General features: G+C 40.5%; 19 protein-coding genes. All 19 read right to left on the bottom strand.

Translation table 11 applies throughout. The annotated features are described in order from the left end of the window. Positions 1-17 precede the first annotated feature (17 nt). Positions 18-386, bottom strand: coding sequence for a 50S ribosomal protein L14 (rplN, locus tag BMX63_RS15730; RefSeq protein ID WP_044153345.1), 369 nt, complete (start codon positions 384-386; stop codon positions 18-20). 43 nt (positions 387-429) lie between these two features. Beyond that, entirely contained in the window at positions 430-693 is a 264-nt protein-coding gene (rpsQ, locus tag BMX63_RS15725; RefSeq protein ID WP_093137293.1) for a 30S ribosomal protein S17, read from the bottom strand. A gap of 30 nt (positions 694-723) precedes the next feature. Beyond that, positions 724-918 carry a 50S ribosomal protein L29 gene (gene rpmC, locus BMX63_RS15720; protein WP_044153347.1) on the bottom strand — a complete coding sequence of 65 codons (195 nt, stop codon included), beginning with the start codon at positions 916-918 and terminating at the stop codon, positions 724-726. After that, positions 908-1,342 carry a 50S ribosomal protein L16 gene (gene rplP / locus BMX63_RS15715; protein WP_044153348.1) on the bottom strand — a complete coding sequence of 145 codons (435 nt, stop codon included), beginning with the start codon at positions 1,340-1,342 and terminating at the stop codon, positions 908-910. The genes rpmC and rplP overlap by 11 nt, the downstream gene beginning before the upstream one ends. Positions 1,343-1,360: 18 nt before the next feature. Next, a complete protein-coding gene (gene rpsC, locus BMX63_RS15710) occupies positions 1,361-2,002 on the bottom strand; it encodes a 30S ribosomal protein S3 (RefSeq protein ID WP_093137291.1) in 642 nt (213 codons plus the stop codon). 3 nt (positions 2,003-2,005) lie between these two features. Further along, entirely contained in the window at positions 2,006-2,347 is a 342-nt protein-coding gene (gene rplV, locus BMX63_RS15705; RefSeq protein ID WP_093137290.1) for a 50S ribosomal protein L22, read from the bottom strand. An 18-nt stretch (positions 2,348-2,365) separates the two neighbouring features. Further along, positions 2,366-2,644, bottom strand: a complete 279-nt coding sequence (gene rpsS, locus BMX63_RS15700; protein WP_093137288.1) for a 30S ribosomal protein S19 — start codon at positions 2,642-2,644, stop codon at positions 2,366-2,368. Positions 2,645-2,707: 63 nt separating this feature from the next. Further along, positions 2,708-3,538 (bottom strand): 50S ribosomal protein L2, encoded by an 831-nt coding sequence (gene rplB / locus BMX63_RS15695; protein ID WP_093137287.1) that lies wholly within the window; start codon positions 3,536-3,538, stop codon positions 2,708-2,710. A gap of 34 nt (positions 3,539-3,572) precedes the next feature. Beyond that, a complete protein-coding gene (rplW, locus tag BMX63_RS15690; RefSeq protein WP_093137285.1) occupies positions 3,573-3,863 on the bottom strand; it encodes a 50S ribosomal protein L23 in 291 nt (96 codons plus the stop codon). Then, on the bottom strand, positions 3,863-4,486 hold the full coding sequence (rplD, locus tag BMX63_RS15685; protein ID WP_093137283.1) for a 50S ribosomal protein L4: 624 nt from the start codon (positions 4,484-4,486) through the stop codon (positions 3,863-3,865). Before rplD ends, rplW begins: the two co-directional genes overlap by 1 nt. Before the next feature lie 29 nt (positions 4,487-4,515). Further along, on the bottom strand, positions 4,516-5,139 hold the full coding sequence (rplC, locus tag BMX63_RS15680) for a 50S ribosomal protein L3 (protein WP_093137282.1): 624 nt from the start codon (positions 5,137-5,139) through the stop codon (positions 4,516-4,518). A 31-nt stretch (positions 5,140-5,170) separates the two neighbouring features. Next, positions 5,171-5,479 (bottom strand): 30S ribosomal protein S10, encoded by a 309-nt coding sequence (gene rpsJ / locus BMX63_RS15675; protein WP_093137280.1) that lies wholly within the window; start codon positions 5,477-5,479, stop codon positions 5,171-5,173. Positions 5,480-6,249: 770 nt separating this feature from the next. Beyond that, the gene (gene tuf, locus BMX63_RS15670; RefSeq protein WP_093137279.1) at positions 6,250-7,440 is read right to left on the bottom strand and encodes an elongation factor Tu; all 1,191 of its coding nucleotides are present in this window, start codon (positions 7,438-7,440) and stop codon (positions 6,250-6,252) included. Between the two features lie 134 nt (positions 7,441-7,574). Further along, entirely contained in the window at positions 7,575-9,650 is a 2,076-nt protein-coding gene (gene fusA / locus BMX63_RS15665; RefSeq protein ID WP_093137277.1) for an elongation factor G, read from the bottom strand. A gap of 45 nt (positions 9,651-9,695) precedes the next feature. After that, positions 9,696-10,166, bottom strand: a complete 471-nt coding sequence (gene rpsG, locus BMX63_RS15660) for a 30S ribosomal protein S7 (RefSeq protein WP_093137276.1) — start codon at positions 10,164-10,166, stop codon at positions 9,696-9,698. A gap of 47 nt (positions 10,167-10,213) precedes the next feature. After that, the gene (gene rpsL / locus BMX63_RS15655; RefSeq protein ID WP_093137274.1) at positions 10,214-10,627 is read right to left on the bottom strand and encodes a 30S ribosomal protein S12; all 414 of its coding nucleotides are present in this window, start codon (positions 10,625-10,627) and stop codon (positions 10,214-10,216) included. A gap of 104 nt (positions 10,628-10,731) precedes the next feature. Next, complete coding sequence (locus tag BMX63_RS15650; RefSeq protein WP_093137272.1) at positions 10,732-10,983, bottom strand: 50S ribosomal protein L7ae-like protein; 252 nt, start codon at positions 10,981-10,983, stop codon at positions 10,732-10,734. A gap of 123 nt (positions 10,984-11,106) precedes the next feature. Further along, positions 11,107-14,721, bottom strand: a complete 3,615-nt coding sequence (gene rpoC, locus BMX63_RS15645) for a DNA-directed RNA polymerase subunit beta' (protein ID WP_093137270.1) — start codon at positions 14,719-14,721, stop codon at positions 11,107-11,109. A 51-nt stretch (positions 14,722-14,772) separates the two neighbouring features. Next, the gene (rpoB, locus tag BMX63_RS15640) at positions 14,773-18,327 is read right to left on the bottom strand and encodes a DNA-directed RNA polymerase subunit beta (RefSeq protein ID WP_177167359.1); all 3,555 of its coding nucleotides are present in this window, start codon (positions 18,325-18,327) and stop codon (positions 14,773-14,775) included. Positions 18,328-18,685: the final 358 nt, after the last annotated feature.

Here is an 18,685-nt window from a genome sequence, read left to right as displayed (position 1 = left end):
TTTTCGTAATTAGGTTTTTATAAAACTTCTGGAGCTAAAGAAACAATTTTCATAAATTTATTGTCACGTAACTCACGGGCAACTGGTCCGAAGATACGTGTACCTCGTGGACCTTTATCATCACGAATAATCACAGCTGCATTTTCATCAAAACGAATGTAGGAACCATCTTTACGACGAACGCCGCTCTTTGAACGTACAATAACAGCTTTTACTACTTCGCCTTTTTTGACAACGCCTCCTGGTGTTGCTTGCTTTACAGAACAAACAATTACATCACCAATATTCGCAGTCTTACGTCCTGAACCACCTAGTACTTTAATAGTTGATACTTCGCGAGCACCAGAGTTATCCGCAACTTTTAATCGACTTTCCTGTTGGATCATAGCGGTGTGACCTCCCTTCAAAATGCGTTATGCTTCTGAAATATTATATAATAACCGCTTCTTCAACAACTTCAACTAAACGGAAACGTTTTGTAGCTGAAAGTGGGCGAGTTTCCATAATGGTTACAACGTCACCTTTTTTAGCCTGATTATTTTCATCGTGTGCTTTAAATTTCTTAGAATACTTAACTCGTTTTCCATATAAAGAATGGAATTTATAAGTCTCAACTAATACAGTGATGGTTTTGTCCATTTTATCGGAAACCACACGTCCAGTATAAACTTTACGATTGTTACGTTCGCTCATCGAGGTATACCTCCTCTCAAATTATTGAAATCACTCAGCAAGCTCTCTTTCACGTACAACGGTCTTCATACGAGCAATTGATTTACGAACTTCACGGATACGGGCAGTATTTTCAAGCTGACCTGTAGCCAGTTGGAAACGCAAATTAAAAAGCTCTTCTTTTAAAGACTTAACTTTTTGTTCAATTTCGGCAGTGGTTAGATCTCTTATTTCATTAGCCTTCATTATTTTCACCACCAATTTCTTCACGTTTTACAAATTTGGTCTTAATCGGTAGTTTGTGAGAAGCAAGACGTAATGCTTCGCGAGCAACTTCTTCAGAAACACCTGCTACTTCAAACATAATTTTTCCAGGTTTAACAACCGCTACCCATCCTTCTGGAGCACCTTTACCGGAACCCATGCGGACTTCTAGTGGCTTAGCTGTTTTCGGTTTATCTGGAAAGATTTTGATCCAAACTTTACCTCCACGCTTCATGTAACGAGTCATCGCAATACGAGCAGCTTCAATTTGACGGCTTGTAATCCAAGCACCATCAACCGCTTGAAGACCGTATTCACCAAAGGAAACACTCGTACCACCTTTTGCACGGCCTTTTAGGTTACCACGAAATTGTTTACGATATTTAACACGTTTAGGCATTAACATTTTGCTTTTCCCCCTTCCTTAATCTTCTTTCTTCGTTGGAAGGACTTCACCACGATAAATCCACACTTTAACACCTAGCTTACCATAAGTGGTGTCTGCCTCTGCAGTTCCATAATCAATGTCTGCACGAAGGGTGTGTAGTGGTACAGTTCCTTCACTGTAATCTTCAGCACGAGCGATGTCAGCGCCGCCTAGACGACCAGAAACTTGAGTTCTGATACCTTTTGCGCCAGCACGCATAGCTCTTTGAATAGCTTGTTTTTGAACACGACGGAATGAAACACGATTTTCTAATTGACGGGCAATGTTATCAGCAACTAGTGTTGCATCTAATTCAGGCTTTTTCACTTCAACAATGTTGATGTGAACCTTCTTACCCGTTAGATTGTTTAATGATTTACGAAGTGCTTCGACTTCAGAACCACCTTTACCGATTACCATTCCTGGCTTAGCTGTGTGAACAGTAACATTGATACGGCTTGCTGCACGTTCAATCTCAACGGAAGAAAGGGCAGCATCTTTTAGGCGGTTTTCAATATATTCACGAATTTTAATATCTTCATGTAATAGATCTGAATATTCATTTCCTGCGTACCATTTTGATTCCCAGTCACGAATAACGCCTACTCGTAGACCTACAGGATTAACTTTTTGACCCACAGATTATCCCTCCTTCTTTTCTGATACCATAACCGTAATATGGCTAGTGCGTTTGTTAATTTGAGTTGCGCGACCTTGAGCACGAGGGCGGAAACGTTTCAATGTAACTCCCTCATTTACAAATGCTTCTGAAATAACTAAGCTCTCAGGATCCAATTCATAATTGTGTTCTGCGTTAGCAACAGCAGATTTTAACACTTTCTCTACAATTGGAGAAGCCGCACGATTTGTGTGATTTAAAATAGCAAAAGCTTCGCCAACATCTTTTCCTCGAATTAAGTCAACCACTAAGCGAGCCTTACGAGGAGCGATACGAACAGTTTTTGCAACGGCTTTAGCTTGCATCTTGTGTGCCTCCTCTCATTAGCGTTTTGTTTTTTTATCGTCGCCGGCATGACCTTTGAAAGTACGTGTAGGTGCAAATTCACCTAATTTATGACCGACCATATCTTCCGTAATATAAACAGGTACATGTTTGCGTCCATCATATACCGCAATTGTGTGCCCTACAAAATTAGGGAAAATAGTTGAACGACGAGACCAAGTCTTAATTACTTGCTTTTTATTAGATTCGTTCAAGTTTTCAACTTTCTTCATTAAATGATCATCCACGAAAGGTCCTTTTTTCAAACTACGACCCATCAGTAAACCTCCCTTCGCGATTGATAGACTAAATGAATGATAAATTGCCTTTCAATCCCGCTATTATTTCTTACGTCTACGTACAATATATTTATCAGACTGTTTGTTGCGTTTACGAGTCTTAAGTCCAAGCGTAGGTTTGCCCCATGGTGACATTGGAGATGGAAGTCCTACTGGCGCACGACCTTCACCACCACCGTGAGGGTGATCTACTGGGTTCATTACGGAACCACGTACAGTTGGACGTTTACCTTGCCAACGACTACGGCCAGCTTTACCAACACTAATTAGTTCGTGTTCAAGATTTCCAACTTGACCGATTGTTGCACGACAGGAAGACAAAATCATACGAGTCTCGCCAGAAGCAAGACGTACAAGTACGTATTTACCTTCTCTACCTAAAATTTGTGCTTGAGCTCCTGCTGAACGAACAAGCTGTCCGCCGCGACCAGGTTTCAATTCCACATTATGAATGATTGTACCTACTGGAATATCTTTAAGCTCTAAAGTATTTCCAAGTTTAATGTCAGCACCTTTACCGGATTGGATTTCATGACCTATTTGAAGACCTTTAGGTGCTAGAATATAACGTTTTTCACCATCTGCATAATGAATAAGAGCAATGTTAGCAGAACGGTTTGGATCATATTCGATAGTGGCAACGCGTCCTGGTATACCATCTTTATCACGTTTGAAATCGATGATACGATACTTACGCTTATGACCGCCACCTTGATGACGAGTAGTCAAACGACCTTGGTTATTACGACCAGCTTTTTTACTTAGCGGTGCAAGCAAGGTTTTCTCAGGTTTGTTCGTCGTAATTTCTGCGAAGTCTGATGCGGACATGTTACGACGACCGTTTGAGGTTGGCTTGAATTTTTTGATCGCCATCTCAATTTCCCTCCTTTAATATCTATTATTCGGCTTATACACCTTCAAAGAAGTCTAGTTCTTTACTGTCTTCTGAAAGCTGTACAACGGCCTTTTTACGATTTGGACGATATCCACCATAACGTCCCATTCTTCTGAATTTACCTTTTTGGTTCAACGTGTTTACTTTATCTACTTCAACACCAAAAATGACTTCAACTGCATTTTTAATTTCTGTTTTATTCGCTTTAGGGTCGACTTCAAAAGTGTATTTTTTATCAACCATTAAATCAGCTGAATCTTCCGTAATGACAGGGCGCTTAATAATATCGCGTGGGTCTTTCATTATGCGAGCACCTCCCCTGCTTTTTCGGCTGCATCCTTCGTAATCACTAACTTATCATGAGTTAATAAATCAAGTACGTTTACTTGCTCAACTGTCAACACTTTTACGCCTTGAATGTTATTAGCAGAACGTTCAATATTTTCGTCTTGTTCAGCTGTTACGATCAATGTATCTTCAGGAACACTTAAACCTTCAAGCATTTTGATAACTTCTTTTGTTTTAGGAGCATCAAAAGCTAAAGTATCTAAAACATAAATGCTCTCATCTTTTACTTTTGAAGAAAGGGCAGATCTTAAAGCTAAACGACGTACTTTTTTAGGCAGTTTATAGCTATAACTACGTGGTGTAGGACCAAATACAGTTCCTCCACCTACCCATTGTGGTGAACGGATAGAACCTTGGCGCGCACGGCCTGTTCCTTTTTGTCGCCATGGCTTACGACCTCCGCCACTAACTTCGGAACGATTCTTAACTTTATGCGTACCTTGACGCAATGAAGCTTGTTGAGCTTGAACCGCTTCATGTAATACGTGAGTGTTTGGTTCAATTCCAAAGACAGCTTCTACTAATTCAACATCTCCAGCATTTGAGCCGTCTTGTTTGTATAGTGCTACTTTAGGCATGACATATCCTCCCTTCATTTAATAGTCTTTTACGCCTTTACTGCACTTGTAATCGTTACGTAAGATTTTTTGGCACCTGGCACATTACCTTTAATAAGAAGAAGATTGTTCTCTTCATCTACTTTAACAACTTCAAGGTTTTGGATTGTTACTGTGTTACCACCCATTTGACCAGGAAGTTTCTTTCCCTTAAATACATGCATAGGGTCAATAGCACCCATAGCACCTGGACTTCTATGATAATGTGAACCGTGAGTCATTGGACCACGAGATTGATTGTGGCGTTTAATTGCCCCTTGGAATCCTTTACCTTTAGAAGTACCTGTTACATCTATTGTTTCACCAGGTTCAAAAATGTTTACTTTTACTTCTTGACCAACTTCATATTCGTCAAGAGCATTACGGATTTCGCGAACGTAGCGCTTAGGGTTTGTATTTGCTTTTTCAGCATGACCCTTTTCAGGTTTATTTGATCGAACGGACTTTTTATCGGCAATTCCCAATTGAACAGCTTCATAACCATCATTTTCAAGTGTTTTGGTTTGCAAAACTACGTTAGGGTCAGCTTGAACGACAGTTACAGGAACCATTTCTCCATCTTCAGAGAAAAGCTGAGTCATGCCAATTTTTCGACCTAAGATTCCTTTCGCCATCCGTTACACCTCCTATTTTTACTTATAAATTTTATAGTTTTATTTCAATATCTACACCAGACGGAAGATCCAATCGCATTAAAGAATCAACAGTCTGTGGTGTTGGGTTTACAATATCAATTAGACGTTTATGTGTACGCATTTCAAATTGTTCACGTGCATCCTTATATTTGTGAACAGCACGCAGCACTGTGTAAACCGATCTTTCCGTTGGAAGCGGGATTGGTCCTGAAACATTAGCACCAGAACGTTTTGCCGTTTCCACAATCTTCACAGCAGATTGATCCAAAATTCTGTGATCATAAGCTTTCAAACGAATACGAATCTTTTCTTTTGCCATTACTTTCCCTCCTTTTCGCCCATTTTAAATAGACATACTCCGCGAAAATTTCCCAACACCCGCCATGGCAAAGGGGCCGGGTGTTTCGGCAACCTTTCGCATCATCGCCTTTATAGCCAACATTTCTTATTATATAGAAGATAAAGGCGTTTTTCAACCATGAATTCGTTCTTTATGCATGATTGACACTTGATTTATTATACATACTTATTTTATTGATTTCAACATACAGATTCAGTTGGATTTAATTTCCGAATCGTTTGTTATTTTGTTAAGGAAGAGTTTCTAATCGCCAATGCTTTATTTGCCGCTTTTATTCTAATATACCTACCCAAACTGCAGTTTATCGGCGGACATCAGCGAGAGGCTAATGCATGGAGATAGACCATGAAAGGTGAGGCGATCAGGTAGATTTAACTGATTAAACTGTGAACGGAAATTTTATAAAGGTTTCTGCTGTTCATTTAATTACCTGTTTAAAAATAACCGAATTAATCCGCATTACCGGGGTTTTTTGTTAAAGCCGTTTATGCAATACTATTTTCTGTTTTCCAGATCTATTAATTATTTATCATAATGATCCATTTTCGCCAAGTGTGAATGTTGTTACTTTCCGTTTGCGTTATTTAATTTCCTTAGGTACCTAGCTATTAGCAAGCTAACAAATTATAATCTATTTACCAGGCATTGCCTACTCTACATAAAGAAATCAAAACTAAAAGAAGCTATCCCATTTAAATGGGATAGCTTCTTTTTTATAGAAGATTTACTTACTCTTCAATTTTAGAAACAACACCAGCGCCTACAGTACGTCCACCTTCACGGATAGAGAACTTAGTACCGTCTTCGATAGCGATAGGAGAAATAAGTTCAACAGCCATTTCAACGTTATCGCCAGGCATAACCATTTCTACTCCTTCTGGTAGTTGAATAACTCCAGTTACGTCTGTTGTACGGAAGTAGAACTGTGGACGATAGTTTGAGAAGAATGGAGTATGACGTCCACCTTCATCTTTAGATAGTACATAAACTTCTGCTTTAAATTTAGTATGTGGTGTAATAGAACCAGGCTTTGCTAGCACTTGACCACGGTTTATATCTTCACGTGCAACACCACGAAGAAGTGCACCAATGTTGTCACCTGCTTCAGCATAGTCTAGAAGCTTACGGAACATTTCAACACCTGTTACAGTTGTTTTAGAAGAGTCTTCAGCAAGACCGATGATTTCTACATCGTCACCTACTTTTACTTGTCCACGCTCAACACGACCTGTTGCAACTGTACCACGACCAGTGATTGAGAATACGTCCTCAACAGGCATCATGAATGGCTTATCAGTGTCACGGTCTGGAGCTGGGATGTACTCATCAACTGCATCCATAAGTTCAAAGATTTTGTTTACATATTCTTCTTCACCTTCAAGAGCTTTAAGGGCAGAACCTGCAATTACTGGTACATCATCACCAGGAAATTCATACTCAGAAAGCAGGTCACGAACTTCCATTTCTACTAGTTCAAGTAGTTCTTCGTCATCTACCATGTCAACTTTGTTTAGGAATACAACGATAGCTGGCACACCAACTTGACGAGAAAGAAGGATGTGCTCACGAGTTTGTGGCATTGGGCCATCAGCTGCGGATACAACTAGAATAGCTCCATCCATTTGAGCAGCACCAGTAATCATGTTTTTTACGTAGTCAGCGTGTCCTGGGCAGTCAACGTGTGCATAGTGACGAGTGTCAGTTTCATACTCAACGTGTGCAGTGGAGATTGTGATTCCACGTTCACGCTCTTCTGGAGCACCGTCGATAGAATCGTATGCACGAGCTTCACCTGTACCAGTCTTGTTGAAAAGTGAAGTAGTGATAGCTGCAGTTAAAGTAGTTTTACCATGGTCAACGTGACCGATAGTTCCAATGTTAATGTGCGATTTGGAACGATCAAATTTTTCTTTACCCATTTATGTTTCCTCCTTAAAAATGATTTCTTATGGATTTAATTTATAGTTTACTTGGAAGTGCAATTTGTTTGGGACAAAACACACTCCCAAGCCTCTAACTCATTTATAATGGATGTTTATAAAAAAATCAATTATCATCCATTATTTTTTTCAATAATTTCTTCTGAAATGGATTTTGGTACTTCCTCATAATGACTGAAGTGCATCGTGTAAGTTCCGCGTCCCTGAGTGTTGGAACGTAGAGAAGTTGCATAACCAAACATTTCAGATAATGGGACGAAGGCATTTACAACTTGTGCATTACCGCGAGCTTCCATACCTTCAACACGTCCACGACGTGATGTTACATCGCCCATAATGTCACCCATGTATTCTTCTGGGATAACCACTTCAACCTTCATCATTGGTTCAAGTAAAACTGGGTTACATTTACTTTTTGCTTCACGAACTGCCATAGAAGCTGCTACTTTAAAGGCCATCTCGTTAGAGTCAACATCATGGTAAGATCCATCATATAAAGTAGCTTTTACATCGATTAGAGGGTAACCTGCAAGTACTCCATTTTCAAGAGCCTCTTGAATTCCCTGCTCTACGGATGGAATGTATTCACGAGGGACAACCCCACCGACGATTTTATCAATAAATTCAAATCCTGCACCTTCATCGTTTGGTTCAAATTTAACCCAAACGTGACCATACTGTCCACGTCCACCAGATTGGCGAACAAACTTACCTTCCACTTCAGCTGATGAACGGAATGTTTCACGATAAGCAACTTGTGGAGAACCAATATTTGCTTCTACTTTGAATTCGCGCTTCAAACGATCAACGATAATATCAAGGTGAAGCTCACCCATACCTGAAATAATCGTTTGTCCTGTTTCTGTATTGGTTTCGGTCTTAAAGGTTGGATCCTCTTCAGCTAATTTACCTAAAGCAACAGACATCTTATCCTGGTCTGCTTTAGATTTTGGTTCTATAGCTACAGAGATTACTGGCTCAGGGAATTCCATTGACTCAAGAATTACTTTACTCTTCTCATCAACTAAAGTATCACCAGTACCTGTTTCTTTTAAACCAACTGCTGCAGCAATGTCACCCGCATAAACAGTTGAAATTTCTTCACGGGAGTTTGCGTGCATTTGCAGAATACGTCCTACACGTTCACGCTTATCCTTAGTAGAGTTCTTGATATAAGAACCAGAACTTAATGTACCGGAATAAACGCGGAAGAATGTGAGCTTACCTACATAAGGGTCTGACATTACCTTGAAGGCAAGAGCTGAGAATGGCTCATTGTCGTCAGCCTTACGTACAACTTCCTCACCTGTTTCTGAATCTTTACCTTCAATTGGAGGTACATCTAATGGTGATGGTAAGTAATCAATGACCGCATCAATTAGTAATTGAACCCCTTTGTTTTTGAAGGCTGAACCTACTAGTACTGGATAAAATTCCACGTTTAGTGTTGCTGTACGGATAGCTTGTTTTAGTTCCTCATTTGTAATCTCTTCACCTTCAAGATACTTCATCATGAGTTCCTCATCTAATTCCGCAACAGCTTCTACTAGTTTGCCTCGATACTCTTCAGCTTGCTCCTTATATTCATCAGGAATAGGTCTGGATTCAGCACGAGTACCTAAATCATCCAAGTAATAGTAAGCTTCCATAGTTACAAGATCGATGATTCCTTCGAATTCATCTTCTGCACCAATGGGTAATTGTACAGCATGTGCATTTGCACCCAAACGATCATGAAGAGTGTCAACTGAAAATAAGAAGTTGGCACCTACTTTATCCATTTTGTTTACAAACACAACTCGTGGAACGCCATAAGTTGTAGCTTGGCGCCAAACGGTTTCTGTTTGCGGCTCCACACCTGATTGGGCATCCAATACAGCAACAGAACCATCTAATACACGTAGTGAACGTTCAACTTCTACTGTGAAGTCCACGTGTCCTGGTGTATCAATAATGTTGATACGGTGATCTTTCCATTGAGCAGTGGTAGCTGCGGAAGTAATGGTAATTCCGCGCTCTTGCTCTTGAGACATCCAGTCCATTTGGGAAGCACCTTCGTGCGTTTCCCCAATTTTATGGATACGTCCTGTATAGAAAAGAATACGTTCAGTTGCGGTAGTTTTACCGGCATCTATATGGGCCATTATCCCAATATTACGTGTTCTTTCCAAGGAGAACTCTCTAGCCATGAACTTTTCTCCTTCCTAGAGTATAGTTTTGTAGAATGAATGTCATTACCAACGATAATGAGCAAATGCTTTATTGGCTTCTGCCATTTTATGCATATCTTCACGTCTTTTTACAGCTGCACCTGTATTGTTAGCTGCATCAAGAATTTCGTTTGCAAGACGTTCTTCCATAGTTTTCTCACCGCGTTGGCGAGAATATAGAACGATATGACGAAGACCTAATGCTTGACGACGTTCTGGGCGAACTTCTACTGGTACCTGATAGTTTGAACCACCAACACGACGAGCACGAACTTCAAGTACAGGCATTACGTTCTTCATAGCTTCTTCAAATACTTCCATTGCATCTTGTCCGCTGCGTTCATTCACTAATTCGAACGCTTTGTACAAGATTTTTTGGGCAGTACCACGTTTACCATCTACCATAATCTGGTTGATCAAACGTGTTACTAGCTTGGAATTATAAATAGGATCTGGCAATACATCACGTTTTGCCACTGGACCTTTACGAGGCATACGTTCCCCTCCTTTCATTTTGTTCAGATATTCTAGTTTGTATAAATTTATTTCTTAGGTCTTTTTGTACCGTATTTGGAACGGCCTTGCTGACGACCTTCAACTCCTGCTGTATCAAGAGCGCCACGCACAACATGGTAGCGTACACCTGGTAAGTCTTTTACACGACCTCCACGAATTAATACAACACTGTGTTCCTGAAGATTATGACCAATACCAGGAATGTAAGCACTAACTTCAATACCATTAGTCAAACGAACACGCGCATATTTACGTAGTGCTGAGTTTGGCTTCTTAGGAGTTAATGTACCTACACGTGTGCAAACGCCACGTTTTTGTGGTGAAGATTGGTTGGTCATCGTCTTTTTGAAACTGTTATAACCTTTATTCAGTGCTGGAGAGTCTGATTTACCAGCTTTTGTTGTACGACCTTTACGTACTAATTGGTTAATAGTTGGCATCGTTGTTTTCCTCCCTTCATCATCATATTTTTAATACCACACATCCAGGTGGTTCATAAAAAGGCAAAAAAACAAAGTCTTAGCGAAATCTAATCGCCAGCACTTTATTTCTTTATTGCGACTGTAGCTGCGCCAACATCTATACCGCAAGCTTTCCCTAGTTTTTTCATAGAGTCCACATGTTTAACCGGAACATCTAATAGCTTAGCCTGACGAACTACCTTTTCAGTTACTCTTCGTTCAGCATCTTCCGCAACGAACACTTCTGAAACCTGGTCGCTCTTTAAAGCCTTCATTGTTTGTTTTGTACCTATTATTGCTTTCGATTTATCCTGTGCTACTTTTTCATAAGACATAAGTATCCTCCAAAGCAACAGGGCTAAATAGAAGCACCTTGAATATGTTATCACTCCAAACCAGGAAAGTCAACCTTGATTTCGGGTACAATTCAAGGTGCTCTATTCACCTATTTCCTTACATTATTGAGTCGTTATTTCTTCGTTTACCTCATCAGAAACAACTTCTGGTTCAGCATTTTTCTTCATCTCAATATCACGGTAACGATTCATTCCTGTACCAGCAGGAACTAGTTTACCAATGATTACATTTTCTTTCAAGCCCAATAGTTCATCCCGTTTTCCTTTAATTGCTGCATCTGTCAGCACTCTTGTTGTCTCCTGGAAGGATGCAGCTGATAAGAATGAATCTGTTTCAAGTGATGCTTTCGTAATACCTAGAATAACCGGTTTACCTACAGCAGGCTGTTCACCACTCTTAAGTGCTTTTGAGTTAGCATCTTTGAACTGGAAGGTTTCGAGTAGTGATCCAGGTAATACATCCGTATCACCGTTTTCAACCACACGGACTTTTCTAAGCATTTGACGAGCCATAACCTCAACGTGTTTATCAGAAATTTCAACACCTTGCATACGATAAACTTTTTGAACTTCTTTTAGAATATATTGCTGTACAGCTTTAGTTCCACTAATCTTCAGAAGTTCTTTAGGGTCCACGGAACCTTCCGTTAGCTCTTGACCGGCTTCAACTTCATCACCAACTGTAACTTTCAGGCGCGCATTGTAAGGTACAGTGTAAGACTTACTTTCCACTTCGCCTTGAACGACGATTTCAAGTTTATCTTTTGTTTCATTTATGCTCTCAACCGTACCAAAGATTTCACTGATTACAGCTTGACCTTTTGGATTTCGGGCTTCAAATAGCTCTTGAATACGTGGAAGACCTTGAGTGATGTCGTCTCCCGCTACCCCACCGGTGTGGAAGGTACGCATGGTAAGCTGTGTACCAGGTTCACCAATGGATTGAGCAGCGATAATTCCGACTGCCTCACCAACTTCTACTTCTGCCCCTGTAGCAAGGTTACGTCCGTAGCATTCCTTACAAACGCCGTGTTTTGTATTACATGTGAATACAGAACGAATATAAACTTCTTCAATTCCTGCATTTACAATTTCTTTTGCTTTGTCTTCCGTAATATATTCATTACGTCTGATGAGTACTTCACCTGTTTCTGGATTACGGTGAGTCTTAAATGCAGTACGCCCGATGAGACGGTCTATTAATGGAACAATAATTTCGTCTCCTTCTCTCAGGGCACTTACCCACATACCGCGATCGGTGCCACAGTCATCTTCGCGAACGATAACATCCTGCGCAACATCAACAAGACGACGTGTGAGGTAACCAGAGTCAGCAGTCTTAAGTGCTGTATCGGCAAGACCCTTACGTGCACCGTGTGTTGAAATAAAGTATTCAAGTACCGTTAATCCTTCGCGGAAGCTGGACTTAATTGGAAGCTCAATGATTCGTCCGGATGGGTTGGCCATCAACCCGCGCATACCTGCAAGCTGTGTAAAGTTCGATGCGTTACCACGTGCACCGGAATCACTCATCATAAAGATAGGGTTTGTTTGTTCAAGAGATTGCATAAGTCGATCTTGAATGTCGTCTTTTGCTTCCGTCCAAATGGCAACGACTCGGTCATAACGTTCTTCACCAGTAATCAGACCACGACGGAACTGTTTAACAACCTTATCGATTTTTTCTTGCGCTTTATCCAGAATCTCCTGTTTATCCGGAAGAACTACGATATCAGATACACCAACCGTAATACCGGCTTTAGTGGAATATTCAAATCCTAAATCCTTCATTCTATCAAGCATCTTGGATGTTTCAGTAATCTTATATCGTTTAAAGACTTCAGCAATGATATCACCTAAGATGCCCTTCTTAAATGGTGGAATGATATCGCGCTGAGCAATTTCTTCTGTTACATTTGCACCCTTTGGTATAAAGTACTTTTCAGGTGTTTTGATTTCTAAGTTTTCAGGAGTTGGTTCGTTCATATAAGGGAACGCATTTGGCAGCATGTTGTTAAAGACCAATTTACCAACTGTAGTAAGCAGCAACTGGTTATTTTGCTCTTCAGTAAAGGTTTGATTGTTTAAAGAACCGGCATATACAGCGATACGAGTATGCAAGTGTACATATCCGTTGCGATAAGCGATTAAGGCTTCATCCAAATCTTTAAATACTTTACCTTCACCTACTGCGTTTTCCCTTTCAAGCGTTAGATAATAGTTTCCTAAAACCATATCCTGAGATGGAGTAACAACTGGTTTTCCATCCTTAGGGTTTAGAATATTTTGAGCAGCCAGCATAAGAACTCGCGCCTCAGCTTGTGCTTCTGCTGATAATGGTACGTGTACCGCCATTTGGTCACCATCAAAGTCAGCATTGTACGCTGTACATACTAATGGGTGAAGGCGAATAGCACGACCTTCTACCAAAGTAGGTTCAAATGCCTGAATACCTAATCTGTGCAGGGTCGGTGCACGGTTTAGCAGTACAGGGTGTTCTTTAATGACTTCTTCAAGCACATCCCAAATTTCCGGATGCAGACGTTCAATTTTTCGTTTTGCTGATTTAATATTATGGGCGATTCCACGATCTACAAGTTCTTTCATAACAAATGGCTTAAACAATTCAATCGCCATTTCTTTTGGCAATCCGCATTGATACATTTTCAAGCTCGGGCCAACCACAATTACAGAACGTCCGGAATAGTCTACACGCTTACCAAGTAAGTTTTGACGGAAACGACCTTGCTTACCTTTTAACATATGAGATAAGGATTTTAACGGACGATTTCCCGGCCCTGTAACAGGACGACCTCTGCGACCATTATCAATTAGCGCATCTACTGCTTCCTGAAGCATGCGTTTTTCGTTTTGAACAATAATCGTTGGAGCACCCAAGTCCAATAAACGTTTCAAACGATTATTTCGATTAATCACACGGCGGTATAGGTCGTTTAAGTCCGATGTAGCAAAACGTCCTCCATCTAATTGAACCATTGGTCGAATTTCTGGCGGGATGATTGGTAATACATCTAAAACCATCCACGACGGATCATTTCCAGAGTTACGGAAGGACTCAAGAACTTCCAAACGTTTAATAGCTCTAGTTCGACGTTGACCTTGGGCTGTTTTCAATTCTTCTTTCAATGTATCTACTTCTTCATCTAAGTTTACATCCTGAAGAAGCTTACGAATAGCTTCAGCACCCATTTGTGCCTGGAATGTCGCCCCGTATTTATCACGATACTGGCGATACTCTCTTTCAGATAGCAATTGTTTCTTTTCAAGTGGTGTATCACCAACATCCGTTACGATGTATGCAGCAAAGTAGATAACTTCCTCAAGTGCTCGAGGAGACATATCTAATACAAGCCCCATACGGCTAGGTATACCTTTAAAGTACCAGATATGAGAGACAGGGGCAGCTAATTCAATATGCCCCATACGCTCTCTTCGCACTTTGGATTTAGTGACCTCAACACCACAACGGTCACACACAATCCCTTTATAACGTACACGCTTATACTTTCCACAATGGCACTCCCAATCCTTTTGAGGGCCAAAAATACGCTCGCAGAACAGACCATCTTTTTCTGGTTTTAATGTACGATAATTAATCGTTTCTGGTTTTTTCACTTCACCATAAGACCAGGAACGAATCTTTTCAGGTGAAGCTAAACCAATCTTCATGAATTCAAAATTATTTACATCTAGCAAGGGGCCTACCTCCCTTAGATTATCCGGATTTTCGTAAACTCATTTATATAATCAATTTGCATCTTCATGTTGTTCCATATTTACATTTAACTGTTCAGCAGATTGATCATCTTCTTCTATGTCACGCATTTCAATCTCGGATTCATCGCTTGAAAGAATCTTCACATCCATGCCAAGACTTTGTAATTCTTTAATTAATACTTTGAATGATTCAGGCACTCCAGGTTCTGGAACATTATCACCTTTAACAACAGACTCATACGTTTTCACACGACCAACAACATCGTCCGATTTAACAGTAAGGATTTCTTGAAGCGTATAGGCTGCACCATAGGCCTCTAATGCCCAAACTTCCATTTCACCAAAACGCTGTCCACCAAACTGTGCTTTACCACCAAGCGGTTGTTGGGTTACAAGGGAATATGGTCCTGTTGAACGAGCGTGAAGCTTATCGTCAACCATATGTGCCAATTTAATCATATACATAACACCGACGGACACTCGGTTGTCAAATGGCTCACCAGAACGGCCATCGTAGAGAATCGTTTTTGCATCCCGGGACAATCCTGCTTCTTCTAGGGTATCCCAAACATCATGATCAGACGCACCATCAAATACTGGTGTAGCAACGTGAATACCAAGTTCACGAGCCGCCATACCTAAGTGCAACTCCAATACCTGACCAATGTTCATACGCGATGGGACACCAAGTGGGTTAAGCATGATATCAACTGGTGTTCCATCAGGTAAAAATGGCATATCCTCTTCTGGAAGAATGCGGGAAATAACACCCTTATTCCCGTGGCGTCCAGCCATTTTATCTCCAGCGTGGATTTTTCGTTTTTGGACTACATAAACACGTACCAACTGATTAACACCTGGAGGTAATTCATCACCGTCTTCACGGTTGAAGATCTTCACATCTAATACAATACCTCCACTACCATGCGGAACACGTAAAGATGTGTCTCGTACTTCACGGGCTTTCTCACCAAAGATAGCATGCAATAGTCTTTCTTCAGCTGTTAATTCGGTAACACCCTTAGGAGTCACTTTACCGACAAGTAAGTCACCATCTTCAACTTCAGCCCCAACCCGGATAATTCCACGCTCATCAAGGTTGCGAAGAGCATCTTCTCCAACATTTGGAATATCACGGGTGATTTCTTCTGGTCCTAACTTAGTGTCACGTGCCTCTGATTCGTATTCTTCAATATGAATGGACGTATAAACATCATCTTTTACAAGACGCTCACTCATAATGATGGCATCCTCATAGTTATAACCATCCCATGTCATGAAGGCAACAAGTACGTTTTGGCCAAGAGCAAGCTCACCTTGTTCCATAGAAGGTCCATCAGCAAGAATATCACCTTTTTTAACTCTTTCACCATTTTCAACAATCGGTTTTTGGTTGTAACAGGTTCCCTGATTGGAACGGATAAATTTCTGGAACTTATAAACGTCTACATCACCTTTTACTTCTTTACCATCAACCTCAGAAATACGACGAACATGTACTTCTTTTGCTTCTACACGCTCAACAATTCCGCCGTGTTTAGCAACGACTGCAGCACCTGAGTCTTTTCCAGAAACATACTCCATACCTGTACCAACAATAGGGGATTTAGGATTAATCAATGGAACTGCCTGACGTTGCATGTTTGCCCCCATCAAGGCACGGTTTGAGTCATCGTTTTCCAGGAATGGAATACATGCTGTCGCAGCAGACACAACCTGTTTTGGTGATACGTCCATATAATCGATACGCTCACGTGGAACAACTGTGTTTTCACCACGGAAACGAGCAATAACTTCATCTTCGGCGAATCTGCCACCTTCATCTAAAGTGGCGTTTGCCTGCGCAACCACATAATTGTCTTCTTCATCAGCTGTCAAATAGTCAATTTGATCGGTAACCTTACCAGTTTCCGGGTCTACACGTCGATAAGGGGTTTCGATAAAACCAAATTCATTTACTTTAGAATAAGAAGATAACGAGTTTATCAAACCAATGTTTGGACCTTCAGGCGTCTCAATCGGACACATACGGCCATAGTGGGAATAGTGAACGTCACGAACTTCGAAACCAGCACGCTCACGAGTAAGTCCTCCAGGCCCCAGTGCCGATAGACGACGTTTATGAGTAAGCTCAGCCAAAGGATTGGTTTGATCCATAAATTGTGATAACTGAGAACTTCCAAAGAATTCTTTAATAGATGCAATTACAGGTCGAATATTAATCAGCTGCTGTGGTGTAATAGAGTTCGTATCCTGGATAGACATACGTTCACGAACCACTCTTTCCATTCTGGATAAGCCAATACGGAATTGGTTTTGAAGCAGTTCACCAACAGAACGCAGACGTCGATTACCCAAGTGGTCAATATCATCTGTATCTCCAACACCATGCAAGATATTAAAGAAGTAACTGATGGACGCAATCATATCAGCAGGCGTAATATGTTTCACATCATAGTCGATGCCAGCATTACCTGTCACTTTTAATGTTCTTTCCCCTTCTGGATCAGATGGATCCATAATTTTAATGGACTGAACACGAACAGGATCATCCAGTACCCCTTCATGCGGTTCCAGAATCTGCTCGCCCACATTTTCATCTGAACCTTCTAGTAAAGGTAATAGTTTGTTAAGAAGTGGTCGATCAATTTTATCGCCTTTTCTACCAATTACCTCGCCTGTCTCTTCGTCAACAATTGTTTCAGCTAACGTCTGATTGAATAATCGATTTTTAATATGAAGCTTTTTGTTCATTTTATAGCGTCCTACACGTGCAAGATCATAACGCTTAGGATCAAAAAAGCGTGAGATCAATAGGCTTTTTGCACTTTCTACGGTAGGTGGCTCACCGGGACGAAGACGCTCGTAAATTTCAAGCAGAGCCTTTTCACTATTTTCGGTATTATCCTTATCTAACGTGTTTTTCAAGAATTCATTTTCACCGATTAAGTCAATAATCTCCTCATCGGTTCCAAATCCTAATGCACGTAACAGAACCGTAATAGGCAGTTTACGTGTGCGGTCAATACGGACGTGTGCCACATCTTTTGCATCTGTTTCGAATTCTAACCACGCACCCCGGTTCGGAATCACCGTTGTGGTATAGCCTTTTTTACCGTTTTTGTCTGTTTTCTCGCTAAAGTATACACTTGGTGAACGAACTAATTGGGATACAATAACACGTTCAGCACCATTTATAATAAAAGTACCGGTGTCTGTCATGAGAGGGAAATCTCCCATAAATACTTCCTGCTCTTTCACTTCACCTGTTTCATTGTTCAACAATCGAACTTTAACACGTAGAGGAGCGGAATAAGTGACATCGCGCTCTTTTGCCTCACCAACTGGATATTTTGGTTCCCCAAAACTGTAATCCACAAATTCTAAAGATAGATTTCCTGTAAAATCTTCAATTGGAGAAATGTCCTGAAACATTTCTTTCAAACCTTCATCTAAAAACCACTGATAGGATGCAGTTTGAATTTCAATGAGGTTTGGTAACTCCAACACTTCACTAATACGTGCGTATGTCCTACGCTTGCGTAGTCGACCATATTGAACTAGTTGACCTGCCAACTGATTCACCCCTCAAAACAAGCATATTTATTTTAGAAACCCAGACTTCCACACTTAAGCCTGAAGTTTACTGAACAAAATCATCATTTCTTACTAATCCTGCTAAAGATTAGTAAAAGGATAATTGGATTGCTAATCCTTCTAAATAGATAGAATGAAGTTCGGCAAAAATGGCATGCCGAACATGCTTGCTTCCGATTACAACTTGAATCTCCACAAGCATATATAACCATCACTTTCAGAAAAAACGTAATCAGAAAGCGTATATCTTACTATACTGTAATAACCTTTTATATTACAGTTACAAAGGTATTTAGACTTTATGGAGAAGATTGGTTATGTAGTTCTAAAGAATACATACTTTAAA

The sequence above is a fragment of the Salinibacillus kushneri genome, assembly GCF_900111405.1.
Classification (GTDB): Bacteria; Bacillota; Bacilli; order Bacillales; family Alkalibacillaceae; genus Salinibacillus; species Salinibacillus kushneri.
Note: the sequence above shows the minus strand (reverse complement) of the source record. Positions and strands in the feature narration are given on the sequence as shown.

Coding starts and splice junctions, on each gene's coding strand:
- rplN (WP_044153345.1), bottom strand. CDS start 386: ATGATCCAACAGGAAAGTCGATTAAAAGTTGCGGATAACTCTGGTGCT.
- rpsQ (WP_093137293.1), bottom strand. CDS start 693: ATGAGCGAACGTAACAATCGTAAAGTTTATACTGGACGTGTGGTTTCC.
- rpmC (WP_044153347.1), bottom strand. CDS start 918: ATGAAGGCTAATGAAATAAGAGATCTAACCACTGCCGAAATTGAACAA.
- rplP (WP_044153348.1), bottom strand. CDS start 1,342: ATGTTAATGCCTAAACGTGTTAAATATCGTAAACAATTTCGTGGTAAC.
- rplV (WP_093137290.1), bottom strand. CDS start 2,347: ATGCAAGCTAAAGCCGTTGCAAAAACTGTTCGTATCGCTCCTCGTAAG.
- rpsS (WP_093137288.1), bottom strand. CDS start 2,644: ATGGGTCGTAGTTTGAAAAAAGGACCTTTCGTGGATGATCATTTAATG.
- rplB (WP_093137287.1), bottom strand. CDS start 3,538: ATGGCGATCAAAAAATTCAAGCCAACCTCAAACGGTCGTCGTAACATG.
- rplW (WP_093137285.1), bottom strand. CDS start 3,863: ATGAAAGACCCACGCGATATTATTAAGCGCCCTGTCATTACGGAAGAT.
- rplD (WP_093137283.1), bottom strand. CDS start 4,486: ATGCCTAAAGTAGCACTATACAAACAAGACGGCTCAAATGCTGGAGAT.
- rplC (WP_093137282.1), bottom strand. CDS start 5,139: ATGGCGAAAGGAATCTTAGGTCGAAAAATTGGCATGACTCAGCTTTTC.
- rpsJ (WP_093137280.1), bottom strand. CDS start 5,479: ATGGCAAAAGAAAAGATTCGTATTCGTTTGAAAGCTTATGATCACAGA.
- tuf (WP_093137279.1), bottom strand. CDS start 7,440: ATGGGTAAAGAAAAATTTGATCGTTCCAAATCGCACATTAACATTGGA.
- fusA (WP_093137277.1), bottom strand. CDS start 9,650: ATGGCTAGAGAGTTCTCCTTGGAAAGAACACGTAATATTGGGATAATG.
- rpsG (WP_093137276.1), bottom strand. CDS start 10,166: ATGCCTCGTAAAGGTCCAGTGGCAAAACGTGATGTATTGCCAGATCCT.
- rpsL (WP_093137274.1), bottom strand. CDS start 10,627: ATGCCAACTATTAACCAATTAGTACGTAAAGGTCGTACAACAAAAGCT.
- BMX63_RS15650 (WP_093137272.1), bottom strand. CDS start 10,983: ATGTCTTATGAAAAAGTAGCACAGGATAAATCGAAAGCAATAATAGGT.